This is a genomic window from Pseudomonas sp. ADAK2 (genome assembly GCF_012935755.1).
Taxonomy (GTDB): Bacteria; Pseudomonadota; Gammaproteobacteria; order Pseudomonadales; family Pseudomonadaceae; genus Aquipseudomonas.
The window spans coordinates 3,452,924-3,478,027 of record NZ_CP052862.1 but is presented as its reverse complement, the minus strand read 5'-3'; the positions used below and the strand labels follow the sequence as shown (position 1 = coordinate 3,478,027).

General features: G+C 60.6%; 18 protein-coding genes, 1 tRNA gene and 1 pseudogene. 15 read left to right on the top strand and 5 right to left on the bottom strand.

The features are described from left to right. Position 1: 1 nt before the first annotated feature. The 4 genes from truB (at position 2) to HKK52_RS16190 (ending at position 3,817) form a co-directional block, all read left to right on the top strand. A complete protein-coding gene (gene truB, locus HKK52_RS16205; protein WP_169371652.1) occupies positions 2-919 on the top strand; it encodes a tRNA pseudouridine(55) synthase TruB in 918 nt (305 codons plus the stop codon). Between the two features lie 117 nt (positions 920-1,036). Beyond that, complete coding sequence (gene rpsO, locus HKK52_RS16200; RefSeq protein ID WP_003176135.1) at positions 1,037-1,306, top strand: 30S ribosomal protein S15; 270 nt, start codon at positions 1,037-1,039, stop codon at positions 1,304-1,306. Between the two features lie 194 nt (positions 1,307-1,500). Beyond that, entirely contained in the window at positions 1,501-3,606 is a 2,106-nt protein-coding gene (pnp, locus tag HKK52_RS16195) for a polyribonucleotide nucleotidyltransferase (RefSeq protein ID WP_046045794.1), read from the top strand. Between the two features lie 135 nt (positions 3,607-3,741). After that, positions 3,742-3,817 (top strand) — tRNA-Thr (locus HKK52_RS16190). Positions 3,818-3,826: 9 nt separating this feature from the next. Here HKK52_RS16190 and HKK52_RS16185 read toward each other — a convergent pair. Beyond that, positions 3,827-4,492: a hypothetical protein gene (locus HKK52_RS16185; protein ID WP_169371651.1), complete on the bottom strand. Its 666-nt coding sequence runs from the start codon at positions 4,490-4,492 to the stop codon at positions 3,827-3,829. A gap of 316 nt (positions 4,493-4,808) precedes the next feature. Here HKK52_RS16185 and HKK52_RS16180 point away from each other — a divergent pair, with 316 nt between their 5' ends. Then, entirely contained in the window at positions 4,809-5,114 is a 306-nt protein-coding gene (locus HKK52_RS16180; RefSeq protein ID WP_077747454.1) for a DUF6388 family protein, read from the top strand. Positions 5,115-5,211: 97 nt separating this feature from the next. Here the strand turns inward: HKK52_RS16180 and nadC are convergent, their stop codons facing one another. Next, entirely contained in the window at positions 5,212-6,060 is an 849-nt protein-coding gene (gene nadC / locus HKK52_RS16175; protein ID WP_169371650.1) for a carboxylating nicotinate-nucleotide diphosphorylase, read from the bottom strand. A 360-nt stretch (positions 6,061-6,420) separates the two neighbouring features. Between nadC and HKK52_RS16170 the strand changes: the two genes are divergently transcribed. The 6 genes and pseudogenes from HKK52_RS16170 to HKK52_RS16150 all read left to right on the top strand — a co-directional run bounded on the left by HKK52_RS16170 (position 6,421) and on the right by HKK52_RS16150 (position 13,061). After that, positions 6,421-8,631, top strand: coding sequence for a DUF1631 domain-containing protein (locus tag HKK52_RS16170; RefSeq protein ID WP_169371649.1), 2,211 nt, complete (start codon positions 6,421-6,423; stop codon positions 8,629-8,631). Between the two features lie 64 nt (positions 8,632-8,695). Then, entirely contained in the window at positions 8,696-9,256 is a 561-nt protein-coding gene (ampD, locus tag HKK52_RS16165; protein ID WP_169374252.1) for a 1,6-anhydro-N-acetylmuramyl-L-alanine amidase AmpD, read from the top strand. Continuing rightward, complete coding sequence (ampE, locus tag HKK52_RS16160; protein WP_169371648.1) at positions 9,253-10,089, top strand: regulatory signaling modulator protein AmpE; 837 nt, start codon at positions 9,253-9,255, stop codon at positions 10,087-10,089. The genes ampD and ampE overlap by 4 nt, the downstream gene beginning before the upstream one ends. Positions 10,090-10,424: 335 nt before the next feature. After that, a pseudogene (locus tag HKK52_RS32985) lies at positions 10,425-11,516 on the top strand (methyl-accepting chemotaxis protein); the annotation flags it as partial. Continuing rightward, entirely contained in the window at positions 11,493-12,422 is a 930-nt protein-coding gene (locus HKK52_RS32980; RefSeq protein ID WP_429528798.1) for a methyl-accepting chemotaxis protein, read from the top strand. The pseudogene HKK52_RS32985 and the gene HKK52_RS32980, both read left to right, overlap by 24 nt. Before the next feature lie 249 nt (positions 12,423-12,671). Next, on the top strand, positions 12,672-13,061 hold the full coding sequence (locus tag HKK52_RS16150; protein WP_169371646.1) for a hypothetical protein: 390 nt from the start codon (positions 12,672-12,674) through the stop codon (positions 13,059-13,061). Here HKK52_RS16150 and HKK52_RS16145 read toward each other — a convergent pair whose 3' ends face one another. Together HKK52_RS16145 and cra are read right to left on the bottom strand one after the other, a co-directional pair. Further along, complete coding sequence (locus HKK52_RS16145) at positions 13,062-13,838, bottom strand: TatD family hydrolase (protein ID WP_169371645.1); 777 nt, start codon at positions 13,836-13,838, stop codon at positions 13,062-13,064. A gap of 3 nt (positions 13,839-13,841) precedes the next feature. Beyond that, positions 13,842-14,837: a catabolite repressor/activator gene (gene cra, locus HKK52_RS16140; RefSeq protein WP_169371644.1), complete on the bottom strand. Its 996-nt coding sequence runs from the start codon at positions 14,835-14,837 to the stop codon at positions 13,842-13,844. 290 nt (positions 14,838-15,127) lie between these two features. Here cra and ptsP point away from each other — a divergent pair, with 290 nt between their 5' ends. The 4 genes from ptsP to HKK52_RS16120 all read left to right on the top strand — a co-directional run bounded on the left by ptsP (position 15,128) and on the right by HKK52_RS16120 (position 22,301). Beyond that, entirely contained in the window at positions 15,128-17,989 is a 2,862-nt protein-coding gene (gene ptsP, locus HKK52_RS16135) for a phosphoenolpyruvate--protein phosphotransferase (RefSeq protein ID WP_169371643.1), read from the top strand. Continuing rightward, on the top strand, positions 17,989-18,930 hold the full coding sequence (gene pfkB, locus HKK52_RS16130) for a 1-phosphofructokinase (protein ID WP_169371642.1): 942 nt from the start codon (positions 17,989-17,991) through the stop codon (positions 18,928-18,930). Before ptsP ends, pfkB begins: the two co-directional genes overlap by 1 nt. 11 nt (positions 18,931-18,941) lie before the next feature. Continuing rightward, positions 18,942-20,681, top strand: coding sequence for a PTS fructose-like transporter subunit IIB (locus tag HKK52_RS16125; protein ID WP_169371641.1), 1,740 nt, complete (start codon positions 18,942-18,944; stop codon positions 20,679-20,681). 78 nt (positions 20,682-20,759) lie between these two features. Continuing rightward, positions 20,760-22,301 (top strand): alkaline phosphatase D family protein, encoded by a 1,542-nt coding sequence (locus HKK52_RS16120; protein WP_169371640.1) that lies wholly within the window; start codon positions 20,760-20,762, stop codon positions 22,299-22,301. 129 nt (positions 22,302-22,430) lie between these two features. Here HKK52_RS16120 and HKK52_RS16115 read toward each other — a convergent pair whose 3' ends face one another. Continuing rightward, positions 22,431-24,956 (bottom strand): PepSY domain-containing protein, encoded by a 2,526-nt coding sequence (locus HKK52_RS16115; protein WP_169371639.1) that lies wholly within the window; start codon positions 24,954-24,956, stop codon positions 22,431-22,433. Between the last annotated feature and the right edge of the window lie 148 nt (positions 24,957-25,104).

Sequence of the window (25,104 nt, the reverse complement as noted above, 5' to 3'; positions counted from 1 at the left end):
GGTGGCTCAGGTCAAACGTATCCGTCGTAACGTCAGCGGCATCATCCTGCTCGACAAGCCGTTGGGGTTCACCTCCAACGCGGCGTTGCAGAAGGTTCGCTGGTTGCTGAACGCCGAGAAAGCCGGGCACACCGGCAGTCTCGATCCGCTGGCCACCGGCGTGTTGCCGTTGTGCTTCGGTGAAGCCACCAAGTTCTCGCAGTATCTGCTCGATTCCGACAAGGCTTATGAAACCCTGGCGCAACTCGGCAAGACCACCACCACGGCGGATGCCGAGGGTGAAGTTTTGCAGGAACGCCTGGTGACCGTTGGTCGCGCCGATGTCGAAGCTGTTTTACCCGGTTTTCGCGGGCAAATCAGTCAGATACCGCCGATGTACTCGGCGCTCAAGCGTGATGGCCAGCCGCTGTACAAGCTGGCCCGTGCAGGCGAAGTAGTGGAGCGCGAACCGCGTTCTGTTACTATTGCGCGCTTGGAATTGCTGGCCTTTGAGGGTGATACTGCGCGCCTTGCAGTGGATTGCAGCAAAGGCACCTATATCCGCACCCTGGTGGAGGATATCGGTGAGCAACTCGGTTGTGGCGCTTACGTTGCAGAATTGCGACGTACCCAGGCCGGGCCTTTCACGCTGGCGCAGACGGTCACGCTTGAAGAGTTGGAAGCGGTACATGCCGAAGGCGGCAACGAAGCGGTTGATCGCTTCCTGATGCCATCGGACAGCGGCTTGCTGGATTGGCCGCTGTTGCAGTTCTCGGAGCACAGCTCGTTCTACTGGCTCAACGGCCAGCCGGTACGAGCCCCGGATGCACCGAAGTTCGGCATGGTACGGGTACAGGATCACAACGGCCGCTTCATCGGTATCGGTGAAGTGAGCGAAGACGGGCGCATCGCGCCGCGTCGACTGATTCGGTCAGAATGACCGGACGAGGGTGGCTGTTAACAGGCACGGTCACTACTCATTTTTAGATACAGGGATTTGTCCCTGGCCTGTTGAAGCTGTTTCTCTGAAACAGTTTCCTGATAAAAGGATTGCCTCATGGCTCTCGACGTTCAAGAAAAAGCTCAAATCGTAGCTGACTACCAGCAAGCTGTTGGTGACACTGGTTCGCCAGAAGTGCAAGTTGCACTGCTGACCCACAACATCAACAAGCTGCAAGGTCACTTCAAGGCCAACGGTAAAGATCACCACTCCCGTCGTGGTCTGATCCGCATGGTAAACCAGCGTCGTAAGCTGCTGGACTACCTGAAAGGCAAGGATCTGGGTCGTTATCAGGCTCTGATCGGTCGCCTGGGTCTGCGTCGCTAATAAGCGATTGCGCTAGAGGTTGGTTGTCTGTCGTGCACCAGTGGGTTTCCCGCTGGTGCATGGCAGGCTCCCAGCCTCAAGTTTTATCTGGATACACGTTTTACCCTGGACAGGCGTTGGGCCGATTCCCGACATTGCCCAAGAATTTCGCAAGAAGACAAGTTCCCCAAGAGCCACAAAGAAGGTAGGACACCGTGAACCCGGTAATCAAAAAATTCCAGTTCGGTCAGTCGACCGTTACCCTCGAGACTGGCCGTATCGCCCGTCAGGCCTCCGGCGCAGTATTGGTCACCGTTGACGACGACGTCAGCGTGTTGGTGACTGTCGTTGGTGCCAAGCAAGCCGATCCAGGCAAGGGCTTCTTCCCTCTGTCCGTTCACTACCAGGAAAAGACTTACGCTGCCGGTAAGATCCCTGGCGGTTTCTTCAAGCGCGAAGGCCGTCCTTCCGAGAAAGAAACCCTGACTTCCCGACTGATCGACCGTCCGATCCGTCCGCTGTTCCCAGAAGGCTTCATGAACGAAGTGCAGGTTGTCTGCACCGTCGTTTCCACCAGCAAGAAGACCGATCCGGACATCGCTGCGATGATCGGTACCTCGGCTGCCCTGGCGATCTCCGGCATTCCTTTCGATGGCCCTATCGGCTGTGCACGCGTTGCGTTCCACGAAAGCACCGGCTACCTGCTGAACCCGACTTACGAACAACAGAAAGCTTCGAGCCTGGACATGGTCGTTGCCGGTACTTCGGAAGCGGTGTTGATGGTTGAATCGGAAGCCAAAGAGCTGACCGAAGACCAGATGCTGGGCGCGGTACTGTTTGCTCACGACGAGTTCCAGGTGGTGATCAACGCCGTTAAAGAACTGGCCGCTGAAGCTGCCAAGCCAACCTGGACCTGGACTCCACAGCCAGAAGCCACCGCTCTGCTGGGCGCTATCCGTGCCGAGTTCGGCGACGCGATCTCCCAGGCTTACACCATCACCATCAAGGCCGACCGTTACGCTCGCCTGGGTGAGTTGAAAGACCAGGTGGTTGCCAAGCTGTCCGGTGAAGAAGGCCAGCCTTCTTCCAGCGAAGTGAAAGCAGCGTTTGGCGAAATCGAATACCGCACCGTTCGCGAAAACATCGTAAACGGCAAGCCACGTATCGACGGCCGCGACACCAAGACCGTACGTCCTCTGAACATCGAAGTTGGTGTTCTGCCAAAGACCCACGGTTCGGCTCTGTTCACCCGTGGCGAAACCCAGGCTCTGGTAGTCGCGACTCTGGGCACCGCCCGTGACGCGCAACTGCTGGACACCCTGGAAGGCGAGAAAAAAGACCCGTTCATGCTGCACTACAACTTCCCTCCGTTCTCGGTAGGTGAGTGTGGTCGCATGGGTGGCGCTGGTCGTCGCGAAATCGGTCACGGCCGTCTGGCCCGTCGTTCGATTGCAGCCATGCTGCCGGCTGCCGACGTGTTCCCGTACACCATCCGTGTTGTGTCGGAAATCACCGAATCCAACGGTTCGAGCTCGATGGCTTCCGTTTGCGGTGCTTCCCTGGCCCTGATGGACGCTGGCGTTCCGATGAAGGCACCGGTTGCCGGTATCGCCATGGGTCTGGTTAAAGAAGGCGAGAAGTTCGCCATCCTGACCGACATCCTGGGTGACGAAGACCACCTCGGCGACATGGACTTCAAAGTAGCGGGTACCGCCAAGGGTGTTACCGCGCTGCAGATGGACATCAAGATCAAAGGCATCACCGAAGAAATCATGGAAATCGCTCTGGGCCAAGCCCTGGAAGCGCGCCTGAATATCCTCGGTCAGATGAACCAGATCATTGGTCAGTCCCGCACCGAACTGTCGGAAAATGCTCCGACGATGATCGCGATGAAAATCGACACCGACAAAATCCGTGATGTCATCGGTAAAGGCGGCGCGACCATTCGTGCGATCTGTGAAGAGACCAAGGCTTCGATCGACATCGAAGACGACGGCTCGATCAAGATCTTCGGCGAAACCAAGGAAGCGGCTGAAGCAGCACGTCAGCGCGTTCTGGGCATCACCGCAGAAGCTGAAATCGGCAAGATCTACGTCGGTAAGGTTGAGCGCATCGTCGATTTCGGCGCATTCGTCAACATCCTGCCTGGCAAGGACGGTCTGGTTCACATCTCCATGTTGAGCGACGCTCGCGTTGAGAAAGTGACCGACATCCTGAAAGAAGGCCAGGAAGTGGAAGTACTGGTACTGGACGTGGACAACCGCGGCCGTATCAAGCTGTCCATCAAAGACGTAGCAGCAGCCAAGGCGTCGGGCGTTTAATCACCCTCGCTTGATTGCTTCAACGTTATAAAAAAGGCCCCGCAGTGAAAACTGCGGGGCCTTTTTTTGTCTGCCATAAACCGGGACGGAACTGGCGGTTGCGACTCGCGAAAGCTGTGCTAGGTTTAGCTCACCGCCCGTGTAGCTCAGCCGGTAGAGCAGCGCACTCGTAACGCGAAGGTCGCAGGTTCGATTCCTGTCTCGGGCACCATTGCCACTGTTATTTCACTTTTCGGCTCAGGTCTTCGACCGTGCGTTTGAGCTGATCCAGTTGATTGTCCTGATCGCTGACTTCCCGCTTCAGGTTGGACAGGTCGCTGGAGCTTGAGCTGGAACTCGACCCGGCGCTGCGCTTGAGGTCTTCCACCTGGCTGGCGAGTTTCTTCAGGTCGTTGTCCTGATCGCTGACAGTGCGCTTGAGGTTGGACACTTCGCTCGAGCTGGAACTGGAGCTTGAGCCAGTGTTGCGCTTGAACTCTTCCATCTGCTTGGCGAGGTCTTTCAGGTCTTTGTCCTGTTCCTCGACGGTACGCTTGAGGTTGGATATTTCGTTGCTGCTCGAGCCGGTGCTGGTGCCGGTGTTGCGTCTGAGTTCTTCGATGAGGCGCGCTTGCTCGCTGACGGTTGTTTTCAGCTTATCGATTTCAGCTTTATTGGTTTTAACCGTGCCTCGTAAGTCTCCCAGCTCGCTGACTTCCAGATTGGTTTTGACCAGTACGGTCTTGCCATAGGAGGTGTGGGTGGCGGTGAGGGTATCGTTAAACGAAGGGCTGTCGGAGCTAAGCTCGATAGCCTGAGCCGTATTGGTCAGTGCCAGGTTGCCGAGCAGAAGGGCGGCCATGCCGGTTGCAAACAGGGTAGACGAAAGCTTTGGGAAATTGCGCATCACCTGAGTTCCTTGTGAAGTGCCTATATGGCACATCGCTATGACTTCGGTTTTCGAAACATGTTCCTGAGAGGGCGCAAAAATGGTGTGGCCGGGGAGGGCATCCGGTTTTTTGTAGATTTGATGTAAACATGCATATAAATCGTCAGCCAAAGGTCCTATATTCGGAGCTTGCATCAGCACCACCGAAGCTGTTTTCAGATGATCCCGAATGGTTCTGAAGGCCAGACAAACCGGGCTTTACGCGGTTTTTTGCGTCAGAGAGATCCTTGATGATCCAGATCCATCTTCCATTCCCCAGATCAGCGAGAACGACATGACTGTTAAAGAATTGACCCAAGAAGCCAGACACGAAGAAGCGCTGAAGAAGTACTTGCTGGAATCGCCCCAGCTCGCCGAAGAGATCAAGGACTTGCCCGCCGACGATCAGAAAGACCAGATCCAATGGGCGTTCGAGGATGAAGCGGAATCCCAGGGCTTGCAGCCGTGGGAACTGACGCTCAAGTACACCTCGACCCCGGAAGAGTTCGAGGCGGCGCGCCTGGTGCTGCACAAGGAGGCGGCCGAAGTGTTGGGCGTCGAGTGGGAAGAGTACTGCGAGATGAATAATCTGGTGGTCTGACCCGTAGGAGCGAAGCTTGCTCGCGAAGGCGGCTGAACAGCCAATATTGATGTTGGCTGACACACCGCTTTCGCGAGCAAGCTTCGCTCCTACATTTTCAGAGGCTGAGTCGCATCGACAGGTCGACAGCCTTCACGTCCTTGGTCATCGCACCAATCGAAATGTAATCCACACCGGTTTCGGCAATCGGCAGCAACGTGCTTTCGTTGATCCCGCCGCTGGCCTCCAATTTGGCCTTGCCGCCGTTCAGGCGCACCGCTTCGCGCATGTCATCGAGGCTCAATTCGTCGAGCATGATGATGTCGGCACCGGCCGCCAGGGCTTCTTTCAGCTCATCCAGGCTTTCCACTTCGATTTCCACCGGCTTGCCCGGGGCAATCTTGTGCGCGGCCTTGATCGCTTCAGGGATGCCGCCGCAGGCCGCGATATGGTTTTCCTTGATCAGGAAGGCGTCATACAGGCCGATGCGGTGGTTATGACAGCCGCCGCAGGTCACGGCGTACTTTTGCGCCAGACGCAGCCCCGGCAGGGTTTTGCGGGTGTCGAGCAGCTTTACCTGAGTCTCGCCGACGAAATCCGCCAGGAACTGCGCGCGAGTCGCCACGCCGGAAAGCAATTGCAGGAAATTCAGCGCACAACGTTCGCCCGTCAGCAGTGAGCGCGCCGGGCCTTCGAGGTGGAACAGCGCCTGATTGGGTTTTACCCGTTCGCCATCGCGCACCTGCCAGTGCACCGCGACCCGCGGGTCCAGTTGCCGAAAGACGGCATCGACCCAAGCGGTGCCGGCAATAACGGCCTCATCGCGGGTGATGATGGTGGCTTTGGCCAGGCGTTCAGCCGGGATCAGCTGCGCGGTGATGTCGCCGCTGCCGATGTCTTCGAGCAACGCACGGCGCACGTTGGCTTCGATTTCGGCGGTCAAATCGGCGAGACGTAGATTCGGCATAACGGGCTCCACAAACAAAGTGGCCCGATTATAGGGCCATGGCGCGAACCAACCCAAGGCATGCCGAGTACCCGGATCGCTCTGAAAACTGCATTTGGTCGATTAGCGTGAGCAATTGCCGCTAAGTGGGGGTCTGCCTTGTACGTCTATTTCGATGTGAGGCACAGAGTCTGCTGGCACAAGAGACGTGTTTTGCCGATAATCCGCCTTGCATTTGACGTCATAGCTTTGACGTCCCTTTGGGTCCCCGATTATTGAATGACAGCGGGTGGGCAGTGTTCCCCGTTGAGCGCCGGCTGTGAGGCTTGCGCAGTCGATCTTTTTTACCGAACCGAAGACTCACCGTTTCAGGAGGCTTGGATGCACAACGACGGGAATGTAGTGCCTTTGCACAAGGCGGCTACCGACCAGGCGACTCACTCGCCGCTCGCCCGCCTGCCTGTGATTCTGCTTCAGGTTCGCGACAAGGCTGCGCAACAGCTCAGGCATGGTCTGCAGGAACTGTTCGATAACGCCGACGACACCCTGTTCGAAATGGCCGACCGGGCCCGCAACGACATCGAGCAAAACATCTTTTTCGAAGCCATGCGCGACTTGCGCCTCAAGCGCAAAAGCATCGAGCGCGGGTTTCTCGAGCAATTCTTCGAGGCTTTTGCCAGCCTCACTCAGTACGACAACTCGCAGTCCGCGTTGCCCCAGGCATTGGCGTTCGATACCAGCGTATCGCTGCCCAATGACGACCTGGAACGCAATGTTGCGGTGGAGGCCATGGTCAGCAAAGTGCTGAGCCGCGAGGGGTTCGCCCTCGATCAACTGACCACCCGGCTCAGCGTTCTGTTGGGCAAGGAATTGCTCGAACAGCACAACCCGATCGGCCCGGCGATGCTCTGTGAGTATTTCCTGCAGGCCGGGCGCAATCTGGGCGTGGAAATAAAGGTCAAGCTGATCATCCTCAAACTGTTCGAGCGCTATGTGCTCAGCAGCGCCGATCAGCTCTACGCCGAAGCCAACCAGCTGCTGATCGCCACCGGCGTGTTGCCCGAGCTCAAGCCGGCCCCGGCAAGGCGTGCGACGGACCGTGCGGCGGCCAGTGCCCATGCCGAGCCTGCCGAGGCGGTTGTGCGGTCCGGCAGTACGCAGATTGATGACAGCGTGCAGGAAGTTTTCGCCGCGCTGCAGGAACTGCTGTTCCACGTGCGCGGCAGTGTTGCGCCGACCCTTGAAGCCAGCACCCCGACCCAGCCGATTTCCACCCGTGACCTGCTACGCCTGCTCTCGCATTTGCAGCAATACGTCCCGACCCTGGCGGCTCAGGACGACTTCGACCTGCGCAATCAGCTCGAACAACTGCTGACTCGGGTCAGCGTCAAAAGCGGCAAGTCGCGGGTGGTCGGGGTTGCTGATGAAGACGTGATCAACCTGATCGCCATGCTCTTCGAATGCATCCTCGATGACCGCAACCTGCCGGACTCCCTCAAGGCGTTGATCGGGCGCTTGCAGATCCCGATGCTGAAAGTCGCGGTGCTCGACAAGAGCTTTTTCAGTCGCAGCAGCCATCCGGCGCGGCGCCTGCTCAACGAAATCGCCGCCGCGGCCATGGGCTGGGGCGAGTGTGACGATCATGAGCGCGACACGCTGTACCTGCGCATCGAGCAAGTGGTGCAACGGCTGTTGAATGATTTTGTCGATGACCCGGCGATATTTTCCGAGTTGCTGGCGGACTTCTTGGCGTTTACCAGTGACGAACGTCGCCGTAGCGAGCTGCTGGAGCAGCGCACCCGCGACGCCGAAGAAGGTCGGGCCAAGACCGAACTGGCGCGCCAGCGGGTCGAGCAGGCGCTTAATGAGGCGCTGTTGGGCAAGCTGCTCCCGCAAGGGGTGGTGGCGTTCGTGCAGGACGCCTGGAGCAAAGTGCTGTTGCTGACCTGCCTCAAGCATGGCGATCAGTCCGCCGAATGGCACGCCGATGTGCAGACCATGGTGCAGTTGATCTGGAGCGTGCAGCGCCATGACGAAGCCGATGCGAGTCTGCGTCTGTTGTCGCTGGTGCCGGGATTGCTCAAGTCGCTGCGCGATGGCCTGAGCAGCTCAGCGTTCGATCCGTTCGCTACCAGCGAATTCTTCAGTGAGCTGGAAACCTTGCACGTGCAACTGTTCGAGCGGCCGGCCCAGGAGCCGGCGTCTTCGAGCGATGCGCCAGTGATGGTCGAAGTGGTCGAGGAAATCGTCTTGCGTAATGCTGATGAAGGCCCGGTCGAAACGGCTTCGGTGCGGTTGCCGGCGGACGATGCCGGCCTGCTTCAGGTCGATCAATTGCGCCTGGGCGGCTGGGTGGAATTCCAGGAAGATGAAGACAACACCCTGCGCTGCAAACTGGCGGCGATCATTGAAGCCACTGGCAAATATATTTTCGTCAACCGCACTGGCATGAAAGTGCTGGAGCGCAGCCGCACCGGGCTGGCGCTGGAATTTCGCCGTGGCGCGGTGCGTACCCTGGACGATACATTGCTGTTCGATCGGGCGCTGGAATCGGTGATTGGCAACTTGCGACGTCTCAATCACGCCAAGTGATCGCGCGCAGAGGGCCTATCGCGGCATACTGGGCGCCAACACGGTCGTCGTTGAAGGAACCTGTATGCAGTTGGACCCCGCGAGCGGTTGGTGCCAGGGCGTAAATATCTGCCCCTCGCCCAACTTCAATGCGCGCCCCTCGGATGAAATCTCCCTGCTGGTGATCCACAACATCAGCCTGCCGCCGGCGCAGTTCGCCACCGGCAAGGTGCAGCAATTTTTCCAGAATCGTCTGGATGTCACGGAGCATCCCTACTTTGAAGGGATCGCTGACCTGCGGGTGTCTGCGCATTTTCTGATCGAGCGTGACGGCACTGTCACTCAGTTTGTCTCTTGCCTTGAGCGCGCCTGGCATGCCGGCATCTCGAATTTCGAAGGGCGAGAAGTCTGTAACGATTTTTCCGTGGGCATCGAGCTTGAAGGCACGGATGATCTGCCGTTCACCGACGCGCAATATCAGGCGTTGACGGCCCTGACCCGACAGCTGCAAAGCACGTTCACCGGCATTACTGCACAGCGCATTTGCGGGCATAGCGACATCGCCCCCGGGCGCAAGACTGATCCGGGACCGGCGTTCGACTGGGCACGCTATCGCGCCGATTTGGCTAAAGAGGAACAACAATGAGTTTTCTGGTGTTGCTGTTGGCGGTCTGGATCGAGAAATTCTCGGCCTTGCGTCATCGGGTTCAACGTGACGGCGGTTGGGTGCGCGAGCTGCACAAGCTTGAAGCCAGCTCGCGTCTGAAGGACCGTCCGTGGTTGGTTTTAGTGTTGTTGGTGTTGCTGCCGGTGGCGCTGCTTGGTTTGCTGCTGGTGGTGCTGGAGCCCGTGGCCTATGGCTTGCTGGCGTTGCCGGTGCACCTGCTGGTGGTGATTTACAGTTTGGGCCGCGGTGATCTGCTGGGCGAGCTCGGGCCGTTTCGCGATGCCTGGCGCCGGGAAGACCTGCAAGCTGCCGCGCATGTGGCCAATCGCGATCTGAATATCTGCGCCGAAAGTGGCGAGCAACTGCTGGAACGGGTGCAGGCGCATCTGCTGTGGCAGGCCTATCAGAGCTTTTTCGCGGTGATTTTCTGGTACTTCCTGCTGGGCCCGGTGGCGGCGTTGAGCTATCGCTTGCTCGCGCTGGCCGAAGAGTACGGACAGAACCCGGCGGTGGTCGAGCGCGCGGCTCAATTGCGTCACGCCTTTGATTGGGTGCCGGTGCGGTTGCTGGCGGCGAGTTTTGCCCTGGTTGGCAACTTTGTCGCGGTCGGTCGGGTGATGCTGCACGAACTGCTGAACTGGAACATCACGGCCGCGCAGTTGATCGAAAAGGTCGGGCTGGTGGCGGGGGAGATTCCGGCGCCGGTGGTGGGGCCGGATGGCATCAACAGCCTGGATCGTATCTGGGAACTGCTGCTGCGGGCGGCGGTGCTTTGGTATGCCGGGTTTGCGTTGTGGACTGTCCTGCCCTGACACCGGCCCTGTAGCAGCTGGCGAAGCCTGCGTTCGGCTGCGAAGCAGTCGCAAATTCAAGCACCACGGTGTGTCAGTCCCACCGCAAACGCAGGATTTACGACTGCTGCGCAGCCGAACGCAAGCTTCGCCAGCTGCTACAAAGTCGAATGCGTGGCTACGAAGCTGCGCATCCTGCCGTTAACCTTAAGTTACAAAACCTCCCTCCGATTTGAGCTATACAGAGATAGCGCCCAATAGTGGCTATCTGCTGTATCTGTGCGCCTGCCAATAAAAATAAGAAACCCAAGGGAGACTTCACAGTGAAGAGCTTGCTCTATCCCGCTGTCGCGCTGATGAACCGCCTGAGCTTCGGCATGAAGTTCAGCCTGATCAGCGTGCTGTTCCTGGTGCCGATGCTGGTGACCAACTTCTACCTGGTGCGTGATTCCTATCGGGAATTCCAGGGCACCCGCGTCGAACTGCAAAGCCTCGACCTGCTGGGCAGCAGCCTGACCCTGCGCCGGGACCTGGAAACCCTGAACAACCTGGTGCAGATCGACGTCACCCTCGGTCAGTCCGGCAAGGCCGGTGACGTCGAGACGAAGATCAGCGCGCTGGAACAAAGCGTGCTAGCCCGTTTGCAAGGGCTGACGGCGATGAGCGCCGACCCGGAGCAGGTCACGGTCTTCGATGGCAAACGCGATGAAATGATCGCCGCGTTCAAGGCCCAGCAAGCGGAAAACTCCCTGCAAAGCAAAAGTGCGCTGATCGGCAAGTTGCTGGGCAATGCGCAGATTTTCAGCCAGATCATCACCAGTCAGGCCGGCCTGAGTCGCGACAACCAGAGCGACATGCGCCAGCTCAGCGAACTGATCACCAACGTTACCCCGCCCGTTACGCAAATTCTTGGTGAAGGCCGGGCCATGGGCTCGCTGTCGCTGGGGCAGGGCTTTCTCAACTCGGCATCGAGCACTCGCTTCGACGAGTTGCTGGCGCAGATCGAAAAGCTTCAGGCTGAATACGGTTTGAAGCTGCACGACGCGTTGGGCTCAAGCAAAGCGGCCAACGAAACCCTGGCCGCCCAGGCCGACAGCAGCAAGGCCTCGCTGAAAAAGGCCAGCGAACTGTTCGAAGAACAGGTGGTGATGGCCGACACCCTCGATGCGCCGTGGCAGGCGTTTTACGATCAGGTCACCGGCCTGATGGACCAGACCTACCAGCTCAATGAAGCGACCCTGAAGTTTCTCGGCACCCAGTTGCAGCAGCGTCTGGAGCAGAACCGCACCCATATGGTCATGCAGGCCGTGGCGCTGTCGGTGGTGTTTGTGTTGATTTTTTATCTCTACGGCGCCTTCTACGCCTCGACCCGCACCACCCTCAAGCGCCTGGGCGCGATGATGGATAGAGTGGCGGCCGGCGACATGACCGTGACCTTCAGCGCCAACAGCCGCGATGAACTGGGTGAGCTGGGCGAGGTGTTCAACGGTACCGTGAAGAAAATCCACGACTTGATCGAGCGGGTCGGCCAGACCGTCGGCGAGGTCGAGCGCCAGGCCGGACAGGTGGAAAGCGTTTCCGCCCAGAGCAATCAGGCGGTGGCCGGGCAGCGCAGTCAAATCGAACAGGTCGCCACCGCCATGAACCAGATGTCAGCCACCTCCCTGGAAGTGGCGCGCAGCGCGGCGGCAGCGGTCAGCAGCGCCCACAGCGTCAACGACGAAACCCTCAGCGGTCGCGGGTTGGTGGAGTCGCAACAGGGCAGCATTGCGGCACTGGCCACTGAGATCGATCAGTCGGTGCTGGTGATCAATCAACTGGCCAGCGACAGCCAGTCCATCAGCCGGGTGCTTGATGTGATCAAAAGCATCGCCGAGCAAACCAACCTGCTGGCGCTCAACGCTGCTATTGAAGCCGCGCGGGCGGGCGAGCAGGGCCGTGGTTTTGCGGTGGTGGCGGACGAAGTTCGAACCCTGGCCAAGCGCACCCAACAATCGACCGAAGAAATCGAACAGATGATCGCCAAGCTGCACGGCGGGGTTGGCGCAGCGGTGAAAGCCATGGGCGTCAGCCATCAAATGGCCAATGGCACGGTGGGACAGTCAGAGAAGGTCCAGCAGGCCCTGGAAAACATCCTCGGCGCTGTGGGAATGATCGTCGACCAGAACCAGCAGATTGCCGCGGCCGTGGAGCAGCAAACCGCGGTGGCCCATGACATCGACCAGAACATCGTCGAAATCAACCGCGCCGGCGAGCGCACGGCCGAAGGTGCGCATCAGACCGAGCACGCCAGCCGGGCGTTGTCGGCGCAGGTGGTGGAGTTGAAACAATTGATCAGCGCGTTCCGGGTCTGATCAACACCACTAATCCCCAGTAGGAGCGAAGCTTGCTCGCGAAGACGGCCGTACATTCAACATTGATGTTGGCTGACGCACCGCCTTCGCGAGCAAGCTTCGCTCCTACAGGGATCGGTGCGCTGCGCACAATCTGTAGTACTTGTTCCCCTTGCCAGTGCGGTGTTTCCTGATTTCCTGCGGGCTCTGGTTTTTGGTCTTCAATGAGGGAAGATCCATTTCTCTAACCTGCCCTGAGGAAGCCCGGTTATGTCTGCCGCCACGCTTGGAATCCTGGGCCGCTGCGCCCATTGCCAGCGCACCCTGTTGCTGGAGCCCTGGCAATTGAACGCCATTGCGATCAACGAAGCGTTTACCTGTTCCCACTGCGAGAAATCCGTACAACTGAGCGATCCGAAACAGATCAAGCGCTTCAAGTCGCTCGATTCCCTGGCCTGGTTGCGGGCGAGCACGCTGATCATGGTCTGCACCGCGCTGGTGGTGGCGTTGGTGATGGAGTGGGTCGGGCTGCTCAGCGTCGTGGAGCAGCTGAATTTCTCGTTGTTGGCGATTCTGGTCTACTTCGCCGTCGTCCGGTTTGCCCGGCATCGGCAACACATCACGCTGACGCTCGAGGCCGCCAAGGCCTATGGCGACTGACTACCAGTTGAACAACTCGCAGGCATTGGCCGTGCTGACGGCGGCCAGTTGTTCGGGGCTGATCGCCATGATTTGTGCCAGCGCCGTGCAGATCGCCGGCAAGTGCGCCGGGCTGTTGCGCTGGCCGGGGAACATGGAGGGCGCCATGTCCGGGGAGTCGGTTTCCAGGACCACCGACTCCAGCGGCAACTCGGCGAGCACCCGATGCATACGCAAGGCCTGAGGCCAGGTCGCGGCGCCACCCAAGCCGAGTTTGAAACCAAGTTTGATGTATTCCCGCGCTTCTTCCTTGCTGCCGGCGAAGGCGTGGATGATCCCCGCACGTTTCAGGCGAAAGCGTTTGAGCGTGGCAATCACCGCCGCATGGCTGCGTCGTACGTGGATTAGCGCCGGCAGATTGAAATCCACCGCCAGTTGCAACTGCGCATCGAACAACGCCTGCTGGCGCTCGCGATCAAGGGTTTCGATGAAGTAATCCAGACCGATCTCGCCCACTGCGCACACCTGCCGATGGCCGGCCAGCCGCGTTAGCCAATCGCCAAGAATGGTCAGATCCTCGGGGCGGTGATCGTCCAGATAAACCGGATGCAAGCCGAACGCCGCGTGCAGATCGGGATCGCTCAACACCAAATCCCAGACCCGCTGCCAATTGCCCTGATAAACCCCCAGCACCACCATCCGCCGCACCCCGAGGGCGCGGCTTTCGGCCAACAACGCCGTGCGATCGGCGTCGAAGTCCGGGAAGTCCAGGTGCGTGTGGCTGTCGATCAGCTCCACGGTTCAGTCCTGCAGAATGCGCTGCTTGAAGGTCCGCGCGATGGCCTGCACGCCGGGTTGATAATCCGACTGTTCGATGGCGGCCAGGGCCAGTTCCAGGGCTTTGTCGGCGATCAGTTGATGCTGCTGGGCCATGGCATTGACCGGCAACGGCAGGAAATCCAGCAACTGCGTGTCACCGAATGTGCCGAGGCGCAACGGGCGGGTTTTCAATGGGAAGTCATGCAAGGCATCGAACACGCCTTGCAGCAGCACGTAGGAAGTGGTCACCAGCGCATCCGGCAAATGACCCAGGCGCTGTAGTAATTCTTCCATCAACTGCTTGCCGCACTCGCGGCTGAACGACTCGCCGTGTTCGATCAGGATCTCGCCCTTGAACCCGGCCAACGCCTCTTTGAACCCGGCGGCCCGCTCCTGGCTGATGCTCAGCTCGGGACGAGCGCCGATCAGGGCGATCTGCTTGGGCAGCGGATCGAGCAGGCTGCGGGTCAGTTGCAGGCTGGCTTCGCGGTCGTCACTGATCACCGAGCAGAAATGCTCGGGCTCCATGACCCGGTCGATGGCGATGATCGGAATGCCTTTGGCCTGCAACTGGCGATAACTGTCATCGTCCGTCGGCAGGCAACTGGCGACAATCAAGGCATCGCAACGCCGCGCGCGGAACAGTTTCAGCAACTGCCGTTCGCTGTCTGGTGCATCATCGGAGCTGGCGATCAGCAACTGATAGCCGCGCGCCCGCGCACCTTGCTCCAGCAGTTTGGCAATCCGTGCGTAACTGGGGTTTTCCAGGTCCGGCAGGATGAACCCCAAGGTGCGAGTATGCCGACTGCGCAGCCCGGCGGCCTGAGGGTTGGGCGTAAAGCCATGTTGCTCGACCACGGCACGCACACGCTCGACGGTCGCGCTGCTGATGCGTTGCTGGGTGGCCTTGCCATTGATGACATAACTGGCGGTGGTCACGGACACACCGGCCAACTGTGCGATATCACTGAGTTTCAACTCGGGATTTCCTTGTTTTTTCGAGCTTGCCCCGACATTTTCGCCAATCCTACCCGATTCGGGCAGACGACTATTGTCGCAGCGCATCCGACAAGTTGGACTTCAAGGATGAGACATTATCGAGTAACGTGCCAAACATTCTAGATTAAACGTTTCAGCAAGCGTATTTTCTGCGTTATAGGGTCCTTTGGCCGGTTCTGCCGCGAAACCGCCAAAAGTCGTGATCAAGGGCCTAAGCTGAGACATTCAAAACAATACCTGGCGTCCCGAGGCGCCAAAAAGGAGAAAGCATGCTCGAGCTCACCATAGAGCAGATATCCATGGGCCAGTCGGCTGTGGATAAGTCAGCCGCATTACACCTGCTGGCCCAGCATCTGGTTGCCGATGGTCTGGTAGCAGAGGGTTATCTCGCCGGTTTGCAGGCGCGGGAAGCCCAGGGCTCGACCTTTCTCGGCCAAGGTATTGCCATCCCCCACGGTACGCCGGAAACCCGCGACCAGGTGTTTTCCACCGGCGTGCGGCTGATGCAGTTCCCCGAAGGTGTGGACTGGGGCGACGGCCACATCGTCTACCTGGCGATCGGCATCGCCGCCAAATCCGATGAACACCTGCGTTTGCTGCAATTGCTGACCCGCGCCCTCGGCGAGACCGATCTGGGCCAGGCTCTGCGCCGCGCCAGTTCTGCCGAAGCGTTGCTGAAACTGTTGCAAGGCGCGCCGCAGGAACTGGCGCTGGATGCGCAGATGATTGGCCTTGGCGTGTCCGCCGATGACTTTGAAGAACTGGTCTGGCGTGGTGCGCGTTTGCTGCGCCAGGCCGATTGTGTGAGCAACGGTTTCTCCGCCGTGTTGCAACAGGTGGAAGCGCTGCCCCTGGGCGATGGCTTGTGGTGGCTGCACAGCGAACAAACCGTCAAGCGTCCGGGGCTGGCCTTCGTCACGCCGGACAAGCCGATGCGTTACCTCGGCCAGCCGCTGAGCGGTCTGTTCTGCCTGGCCAGCCTTGGCGAAGCGCATCAAGCCTTGCTCGAACGCCTGTGTGCGTTGCTGATCGAAGGTCGCGGCCACGAATTGGGCCGCGCCACCAGCAGCCGCAAAGTCCTCGAAGTGCTCGGCGGTGAGGTGCCTGCCGACTGGCCGAGCGCGCGTATTGCCCTGGCCAACGCTCACGGTTTGCATGCGCGGCCGGCGAAGATCCTCGCGCAATTGGCGAAAAGTTTTGACGGCGAGATCCGCGTGCGCATCGTCGATGGCCAGGACAGCGCCGTTTCAGTGAAAAGCCTGAGTAAACTGCTGAGCCTCGGCGCCCGTCGCGGTCAGGTGCTGGAATTCATTGCCGAGCCGAGCATCGCCGCCGATGCCTTGCCGGCGTTGCTCGCGGCCATCGAAGAAGGCCTCGGTGAAGAAGTCGAGCCGTTGCCGGCGGTCAGTCAGCAACGCGAAGTGTTTGCCGATGTCGCCGAGGTGCTGCTCGCACCCAAGTCCGGCAGTCTGGTCCAGGCCATCGCCGCCGCCCCAGGCATCGCCATTGGCCCGGCGCATATTCAAGTGCTGCAAACCATCGATTACCCGTTGCGCGGAGAGTCCGCCACCATCGAACGCGAGCGCCTCAAGCAAGCGCTGAGCGATGTCCGTCGCGACATCGAAGGCTTGATCGAGCGCAGCAAATCCAAGGCGATTCGCGAGATCTTCATCACCCACCAGGAAATGCTCGACGACCCGGAATTGACCGATGAAGTCGACACCCGTCTCAAGCAAGGCGAAAGCGCCGAAGCGGCGTGGATGGCGGTGATCGAAGCCGCTGCCAAACAACAGGAATCCTTGCAGGACGCGTTGCTCGCCGAACGCGCCGCCGATTTGCGCGATATCGGCCGCCGGGTGCTCTCGCAGTTGTGTGGCGTCGAAACCCCGAGCGAGCCGGAGCAACCGTACATTCTGGTGATGGACGAGGTCGGTCCGTCGGACGTGGCGCGTCTCGACCCGGCGCGGGTGGCCGGTATTCTCACCGCCCGTGGCGGCGCCACCGCTCATAGCGCCATCGTCGCCCGCGCCCTGGGCATTCCGGCCTTGGTCGGCGCTGGCGCGGCCGTGTTGCTGCTGGCGCCGGGCACGCCGTTGCTGATTGATGGTCAGCGCGGTCGCCTGCATGTCGACGCCGATGCCGCGACCTTGCAGCGCGCCACCGAAGAACGCGACACCCGCGAAATACGGTTGAAAGCCGCTGCCGAACAACGCCATCAACCGGCGCTGACCACTGATGGTCACGCCGTGGAAGTGTTCGCCAACATCGGTGAAAGCGCCGGCGTCACCAGCGCGGTGGAGCAGGGCGCCGAAGGCATTGGCTTGCTGCGCACCGAACTGATTTTCATGGCGCACTCGCAGGCGCCGGACGAAGCCACCCAGGAAGTCGAATACCGTCGCGTGCTCGATGGCCTCGCCGGTCGTCCCTTGGTGGTTCGTACTCTCGATGTCGGTGGCGACAAACCGCTGCCGTATTGGCCGATCGCCAAGGAAGAAAACCCGTTCCTCGGCGTGCGCGGCATTCGCCTGACCCTGCAACGTCCGCAGATCATGGAAGCGCAATTGCGCGCCTTGCTCCGTGCCGCCGACAACCGTCCATTGCGGATCATGTTCCCGATGGTCGGCAGCGTCGATGAATGGCGCCAGGCCCGGGACATGACCGAACGCCTGCGCCTGGAAATCCCGGTGGCGGATCTGCAACTGGGGATCATGATCGAGGTTCCATCGGCAGCCTTGCTCGCGCCGGTGCTGGCCAAGGAAGTCGATTTCTTCAGCGTCGGCACCAACGACCTGACCCAATACACCCTGGCCATCGACCGCGGTCACCCGACCTTGTCGGCCCAGGCTGACGGCTTGCACCCGGCGGTGCTGCAACTGATCGACATCACCGTGCGCGCGGCCCATGCCCATGGCAAGTGGGTCGGCGTGTGCGGCGAGTTGGCGGCCGATCCGCTGGCGGTGCCGGTGCTGGTCGGCCTCGGTGTGGATGAACTCAGTGTGTCCGGCCGCAGCATCGCCGAGGTCAAGGCACGCATCCGCGAACTCAGCCTGGCCCAGACCCAAACTCTCGCCCAACAGGCCTTGGCCGTGGGCAGCGCCGATGAAGTGCGCGCATTAGTGGAGGCCCTGTAATGGCCAAGATTCTCACCCTGACCCTCAACCCGGCGCTGGACCTCACCGTCCAGTTGCCGGTGCTGACACCCGGTCAGGTCAACCGCAGCGACGAGATGCACACCCACGCCGCCGGTAAAGGCGTGAACGTGGCGCAGGTGCTGGCCGATCTCGGCCATCAACTGACCGTCAGCGGCTTTCTCGGCGAAGACAATCTGCAAGCCTTCGAAACCCTGTTCGCCAAGCGCGGCTTTGTCGACGCGTTCATTCGTGTTCCCGGCGAGACTCGCAGCAACATCAAACTGGCGGAAAGCAACGGGCGTATCACCGACATCAACGGCCCGGGCCCGCAGGTCAATGAAGCGGCGCAGCAGGCGTTGCTCGATCGCCTCGATCAGATCGCGCCGGGGCATGACGCGGTTGTCGTCGCCGGTAGCCTGCCGCGAGGCGTCAGCCCGCAGTGGTTGCAAGCGTTGATCGCACGTCTGAAAAACCTCGGTTTGAACGTGGCGCTGGACACCAGCGGCGATGCGTTGCGTGCGGGATTGGCGGCCGGTCCGTGGCTGATCAAACCCAACACCGAAGAGCTCGCCGATGCCCTCGATTGCGACGTGGTGTCGGTGACGGCCCAGGCCGAAGCCGCGAGCCGCTTGCACGCCCAAGGCATCGAACACGTGGTGATTTCCCACGGAGCCGACGGGGTGAACTGGTTCAGCGTTGGCGCGGCGATGCATGCTACGCCGCCGCGGGTCAGTGTGGTCAGCACCGTGGGTGCCGGTGATTCGCTGTTGGCGGGGATGCTCCACGGTTTGCTCAGCGCCGACACGCCTGAACAGACCCTGCGCACCGCCACGGCCATTGCCGCGCTGGCGGTCACGCAAATCGGTTTCGGTATCAGCGATGTCGCGCAGTTGACGCAGCTCGAACAGGGCGTGCGCGTGCGCCTCCTGACAGAACAATAAGAGGGGTTGTCATGAAGTTAGCCATTGTTACGGCCTGCCCGAACGGCATGGTCACCAGTGTGCTGTGCGCGCGGTTGCTCGATGCCGCGGCCCAGCGCCAGGGTTGGAGTACTTGCGTCGAAGTGAACGACGCGGCACATCCGGAACGTCAGTTGTCGTCGGCGACCATTGAGTCCGCCGAGTGGGTGTTGCTGGTGACCAGCGCGCCGGTGGACATGTCGCGATTCGTCGGCAAACGCGTATTCCGCAGCACCCCGGCCCAGGCCCTGCAAGATGTTGAAGCGGTGCTGCGGCGCGGTGCTGAAGAGGCTGAAATTTACGTCGCCGCCGAAGCGCTCGCAGAACCTGTCGTGGCCGCAAAAAGCGCCCCGTGTCTGGTCGCAATCACCGCGTGTCCGACCGGCGTCGCTCACACTTTCATGGCTGCCGAAGCGTTGCAGCAAGCGGCCAAGCGTCTGGGCTACGACCTGCAAGTGGAAACCCAGGGCTCGGTCGGCGCGCGTAATCCCCTGAGCGCAGCGGCAATTGCCGATGCCGACGTGGTGCTGCTGGCCTGCGATATCGAAGTCGCCACCGAGCGTTTCGCCGGCAAGAAAATTTACCGTTGCGGCACCGGCATCGCCTTGAAACAGGCCGAAGCCACGCTTAACAAAGCCTTGGCCGAAGGCAAGCAGGAAAGCGCTGCTACCGGTGCCAAAGGCCCGGCCAAGCAGGAGAAGACTGGCGTCTACAAACACCTGCTGACCGGTGTGTCGTTCATGCTGCCGATGGTGGTGGCGGGCGGTTTGATGATCGCATTGTCGTTCGTGTTCGGCATCACTGCGTTCAAGGAGCCGGGCACGCTGGCGGCCGCGCTGATGCAGATCGGCGGCGAGACCGCTTTCAAATTGATGGTGCCGTTGCTGGCGGGGTACATCGCCTACTCGATCGCCGATCGTCCGGGCCTGGCGCCAGGGATGATCGGTGGTTTGCTGGCGAGCACGTTGGGCGCCGGTTTTATCGGCGGGATCCTGGCCGGTTTTATCGCCGGTTACGCGGCCCAGGCGATCAATCGTTATGCGCGGTTGCCTCAAAGTCTTGAGGCACTGAAACCGATCCTGATCATCCCGTTGCTGGCGAGTCTGTTCACCGGACTGGTGATGATTTATGTGGTTGGCAAACCGGTGGCGGGGATGCTCGAAGCGCTCACGCACTTCCTCGACAGCATGGGCACCACCAACGCGATTCTGCTGGGTGTGTTGCTCGGCGGGATGATGTGCGTCGATCTTGGCGGGCCGATCAACAAGGCCGCTTATGCCTTCTCGGTGGGACTGCTGGCGTCGCAGAGTTATGCCCCGATGGCCGCGACCATGGCCGCCGGCATGGTGCCGCCGATTGGCCTCGGCATCGCGACGTTTATTGCCCGGCGCAAGTTTGCCCAGACCGAACGCGAGGCCGGTAAAGCGGCGTTGGTGTTGGGGTTGTGCTTTATCTCCGAAGGGGCGATTCCGTTTGCGGCGAAAGATCCGTTGCGGGTGATTCCGGCGAGCATTGCCGGTGGTGCGCTGACGGGGGCGTTGTCGATGTATTTCGGCTGCAAACTGATGGCGCCGCACGGTGGCTTGTTCGTGCTGATGATCCCGAATGCGATCAACCATGCGCTGCTGTATCTGCTCGCCATCGTGGCCGGGAGTTTGCTGACGGCGGTGGCGTATGCGCTGCTCAAGCGCCCGGAAGGGGTGGAGTTGGCGGTAGAACCCGTCAACGCCTGACACCCAACCCTGTAGGAGCGTGTTTCACACAGGCGTCATGCGCACATGCTTTAGTTTCCCTTTTTCAGGGAGAACACCATGAGCGAATTCAACCTCGGTCGCCGGCGTGTCATGCAAGCGGTCGGCGCCGGTTTGTTGCTGCCCAGCCTGGCCCCGGCGGTAATCGCCTCGGTCAAGGATCGGCCGCAACTCACCGACGGCGTGCAGTCCGGCGACTTGCAGGGCGACCGGGCGATGGTCTGGAGCCGCAGCGACCGTCCTGCGCGCATGGTGGTGGAATGGGACACCCGCAGCCTGTTCACCAACCCGCGTCGTTTCGTCTCGCCTTTGGCTGATGCCCGCACCGATTTCACCGCCCGGGTCGAACTCACCGGCCTGCCCGCCGACCAGGCGATTTTTTACCGCGTGCACTTTGAAGATGCCCAGAACGGCACAAGCAGCGAACCCTGGTTCGGCCACTTGCGCAGCGTGCCGACGGCCCGGCGCGACATTCGTTTTGTGTGGAGCGGCGACACCGTCGGCCAGGGCTTCGGCATCAACCCGGACATCGGCGGCATGCGCATCTACGAAGCCATGCGCCTGCGCCTGCCGGATTTCTTTATACACAGCGGCGACACCATCTACGCCGACGGCCCGGTGCCGGCACAGCTCACCACCGAGAGTGGCCGGGTGTGGCGCAACATCACCAGCGAAGCCAAGAGCAAAGTCGCGGAAACTCTGGACGAATATCGCGGCAATTATCGCTACAACCTGATGGACGAAAACATCCGCCGCTTCAACGCCGAAGTCCCACAGATCTGGCAGTGGGACGACCACGAAGTGGTGAACAACTGGTCGCCGGGCAAGCAACTTGATGAGCGCTACAAGAGCAAAGATATCCACAGCCTGGTCGGCCGCGCACGCCAGGCCTGGCTCGAATACGCGCCGATGCGTTTGCAGAGTGCCGACAATGGCGGGCGGATTTATCGCCAGCTCAGTTATGGGCCGCTGCTCGATGTGTTCGTGCTTGATATGCGCAGTTATCGCGGGGCGAATGACGACAACTTGGGCGGCGAGAAACCGTTCCTCGGTCGTGAACAACTCGACTGGCTGAAGGCTTCGTTGAAAGCCTCAAAGGCGCAATGGAAAGTCATCGCTGCCGACATGCCGATTGGTCTCGGTGTGCCCGACGGTGAAGTCAGCCCAGGTGTCGCCCGCTGGGAAGCGGTAGCCAATGGTGATCCGGGACCGGCTCAGGGCCGTGAACTGGAAATCGCTGAGTTGCTGGGCTTTCTGCGCAAGCAGCAGGTACGTAATTTCGTGTTCCTGACCGCGGATGTGCATTACTGCGCGGCGCATCATTACCACCCGGATCGCGCCGCGTTTCAGGATTTCGAACCGTTCTGGGAGTTTGTCGCCGGGCCGTTGAATGCCGGGAGCTTCGGGCCCAATCCGCTGGACAAAACCTTTGGCCCCGAGGTGGTGTTCGAGAAAGCACCGCCAGCGCAAAACACCTCGCCGTTTGCCGGATTTCAGTTTTTTGGCGAGGTGAATATCGAGGGGCTGACGGGGGAGATGAGCGTGGTGTTGCGGGATCTGGATGGGGTGAGTGTGTTTGAGCAGACGTTGCAGCCGGTTTGACGGGGAGATCGTTCCCCCGTTCTGCGTGGGAATGCCTCAACGGACGCTCTGCGTTCGGCTCTTGATGGGACGCGGAGCGTCCCGGGCTGCATTCCCACGCGGAGCGTGGGAACGATCTGGCTTGAGGTGTCAGTAGACGTCGCGGCGGTAGCGGCCTTGTTCGATCAAACGGTCGACCTCTTCGATCCCGAGTATTTCGTTCAGCGCGTGATCCACCCCCGACGCCATCCCCTGCAAGCTGCCGCAGATGTAAATCACCGCACCCTCGGCCAGCCATTTCTTCAGCTCGACGGCCGATTCACGCAGGCGGTCCTGCACATAAATCTTCTCGGCCTGATCCCGTGAAAACGCCAGGTCCAGTCGTTCCAGATCACCCTCGATCAACCAGCCTTCCAGCTCATCGCGACACAGGAAGTCATGCTGGCGATTGCGCTCGCCAAACAGCAACCAGTGCCGCTGCTGCCCGTCGGCAATCCGTGCCTTGAGCAAGCTGCGCAGCCCGGCCAGGCCCGTACCGTTGCCCAGCAGGATCATCGGCACCGGTTCGACCGGCAGATGGAAACCGCTATTGCGCCGCACGCGCAGGCTGATGCTGCCGCCCACGGGCGCGTGTTCGGTCAGCCAACCGGAGCCGATGCCGAGGCTGCCGTCGGGGTGCAGTTCCTGACGCACGATCAGTTCGAGCACGCCGTCAGCGGCGATCGAGGCGATGGAGTATTCGCGCATCGCCAACGGCACCAACGCCTGCACCAGTGCCTGGGCGTGCAGGCCGACCAAGTGCGCGCGGTTCTCGGGCAATTGGCGACTGGCGAGCGCCTGGTCCAGCGGTTGCGAGAGGCCATCGAGTTCAACACTGGCGCGACCATCAATCCCCAGGCCATCGAGGAAATGCTCGATCGCCCACGGGCAATTGCGCGGCATGACTTCCACCAGGTCACCCGCCAGCCAACTGCTGGTGCTCGGGGCCATGAGGCCGATCATGTACACCGGCGAACCGCTGCTGTCCGGGTTCAGCAGTTCGCGCCGGGACAAGGTCCAGTTGTCGTAGCTGGGCGCTTGCCAGGTGTCTACGGGCGCCTGTCCGGTCAGCAGGCCGAGTTGCTGCTGCCAGTGACGCAAGGCGTAAGGGTCGCCGCTGTCGACTTCCACCGGGGCAAACAGGGTCTTGCCGCCGTGTTCGCCGAGCCAGGTGTGCAAGCGGCGGGCGAAGCCGCAGAAGTGTTGATACTGGCGGTCACCTAGACCGAGCACCGCATAATTCAAACTTTCCAGACTCAACGCCCGGCCCAGCACTTTGCGTTCGAAACCGCGGGCGCTGTCCGGCGCTTCGCCGTCGCCGAAGGTGCTGACCACGAACAACGCGTTGTCCGAATCCTGCAAATCCTGCTCGCTGACAGTGGCCAGCGGCTGGACCTTCACCGGCAATCCGGCGGCCTGCAATTGCCCGGCGGTCTGCCAGGCCAGTTGCTCGGCAAAACCGCTCTGGCTGGCGAAACCGATCAACCACGTCGGCGCGTCGCTGCCCGGTTGCACAAGGCCTTTGCGCGCATCCTTGATCTGACGTTTCTTGCGCCGACGATCCAGGTACAGCAACCAACCCGTGATGAAAAACAGCGGCATGGTCAGCGCGGTGACGGTCAGAATGATCCGCCCGACGATGCCGAAATAACTGCCCGTGTGCAGCGCATAAATGCTGGTGAGCAGTTGCGCCTTGAAGCTCTTGTCGCTGTAGCGGTCGTGACGTTTGACGATGCCGGTGGCCGGATCGAGGCTGATCTCGTTCAGCGCGCGGTCATGGGGCGAGGTATTCAACAGGTAGAACACGGTCGCCGGTTGCCCGGCCAGTGGCGGCATGCGGATGTTGTAGGCGGACAGGTTCGGACCGGCGGCGCTGTAGATGCTGCTCCACATCGCGGCGTAATCGGCGGTCGGCGCCGGGCCACTTGGCGCCGGGCCGCGGTTGCGCACCCGCTCGTTTTGCGGCGCGTCGGACAGTAATTTTGTCAGGCCCTTGTTGTACCACTCGTAGGACCAGGACAACCCGGTCAGCGCGGCCAACAGGTAAAACAACATGCACCAGGTGCCCGCCACCGAGTGCAGGTCCCAATTAAAGCTGCGACCCTTTTTCTTCCAGTCGAGGGTCAGCCAGGCGCGCCATTTATTCCATTGGCGCGGCCAGCGCAGATAGAGGCCGGACAGGCAGAAGAACACCAGGATCAGCGTACAGGCACCCGTGATCTGCCGCCCGGTGTCGCCCATCGCGAGGAAGCGGTGCAACTGCAACATAAAGCCGAAGAAGTCCTGGCCCGTGGCGTCGCCCAGAAACTCGGCGGTGTACGGGTCGAAGTAACGCATCTCGCCGCGACGCTCGCCCGGTGGCGGAGTGAAGATCACCCGTGCGGCGTTGCCGCTGTCGGTTTCGACCCAGAGCATCGAGACTTTCTTGCCTGAGGCGGCTTCGATGTGTTCAACCAGTTCCGCTGGCGGCAGCACACCGGCGACCTGTTTCTCCACCTGCAGCACAGTAGGATTCAGCGCCCGCAGGATTTCATCCTGAAACGAATAGGCAGCACCGGTGATGCCCATCAGGGCCAGCACCAACCCGGCACTGATGCCAAAAAACCAGTGCAACTGGAACAGGGTTTTCTTCAACACGTCACTCGCCTTGTTCGTTCGAAAGTAATCATCACGGCGCGCATTATGCCGTGGGTTGTCGAGAAACATTCTTTATTACGCACAAAAGCCCCGTTCAATTCAATGAACGGGGCGTTAAGACCGAATGTTGCCTTTGTGGCGAGGGAGC

What these genes read in the sequence shown, in the direction of transcription:
- HKK52_RS16180 (WP_077747454.1), top strand. Translation starts at nt 4,809, where the DNA reads ATGACTGTTAAAGAATTGACCCAAGAAGCCAGACACGAAGAAGCGCTG.
- rpsO (WP_003176135.1), top strand. Translation starts at nt 1,037, where the DNA reads ATGGCTCTCGACGTTCAAGAAAAAGCTCAAATCGTAGCTGACTACCAG.
- ampD (WP_169374252.1), top strand. Translation starts at nt 8,696, where the DNA reads ATGCAGTTGGACCCCGCGAGCGGTTGGTGCCAGGGCGTAAATATCTGC.
- HKK52_RS16120 (WP_169371640.1), top strand. Translation starts at nt 20,760, where the DNA reads ATGAGCGAATTCAACCTCGGTCGCCGGCGTGTCATGCAAGCGGTCGGC.
- HKK52_RS16170 (WP_169371649.1), top strand. Translation starts at nt 6,421, where the DNA reads ATGCACAACGACGGGAATGTAGTGCCTTTGCACAAGGCGGCTACCGAC.
- ptsP (WP_169371643.1), top strand. Translation starts at nt 15,128, where the DNA reads ATGCTCGAGCTCACCATAGAGCAGATATCCATGGGCCAGTCGGCTGTG.
- HKK52_RS16185 (WP_169371651.1), bottom strand. Translation starts at nt 4,492, where the DNA reads ATGCGCAATTTCCCAAAGCTTTCGTCTACCCTGTTTGCAACCGGCATG.
- nadC (WP_169371650.1), bottom strand. Translation starts at nt 6,060, where the DNA reads ATGCCGAATCTACGTCTCGCCGATTTGACCGCCGAAATCGAAGCCAAC.
- HKK52_RS16150 (WP_169371646.1), top strand. Translation starts at nt 12,672, where the DNA reads ATGTCTGCCGCCACGCTTGGAATCCTGGGCCGCTGCGCCCATTGCCAG.
- HKK52_RS16125 (WP_169371641.1), top strand. Translation starts at nt 18,942, where the DNA reads ATGAAGTTAGCCATTGTTACGGCCTGCCCGAACGGCATGGTCACCAGT.
- ampE (WP_169371648.1), top strand. Translation starts at nt 9,253, where the DNA reads ATGAGTTTTCTGGTGTTGCTGTTGGCGGTCTGGATCGAGAAATTCTCG.
- pfkB (WP_169371642.1), top strand. Translation starts at nt 17,989, where the DNA reads ATGGCCAAGATTCTCACCCTGACCCTCAACCCGGCGCTGGACCTCACC.
- HKK52_RS32980 (WP_429528798.1), top strand. Translation starts at nt 11,493, where the DNA reads ATGACCGTGACCTTCAGCGCCAACAGCCGCGATGAACTGGGTGAGCTG.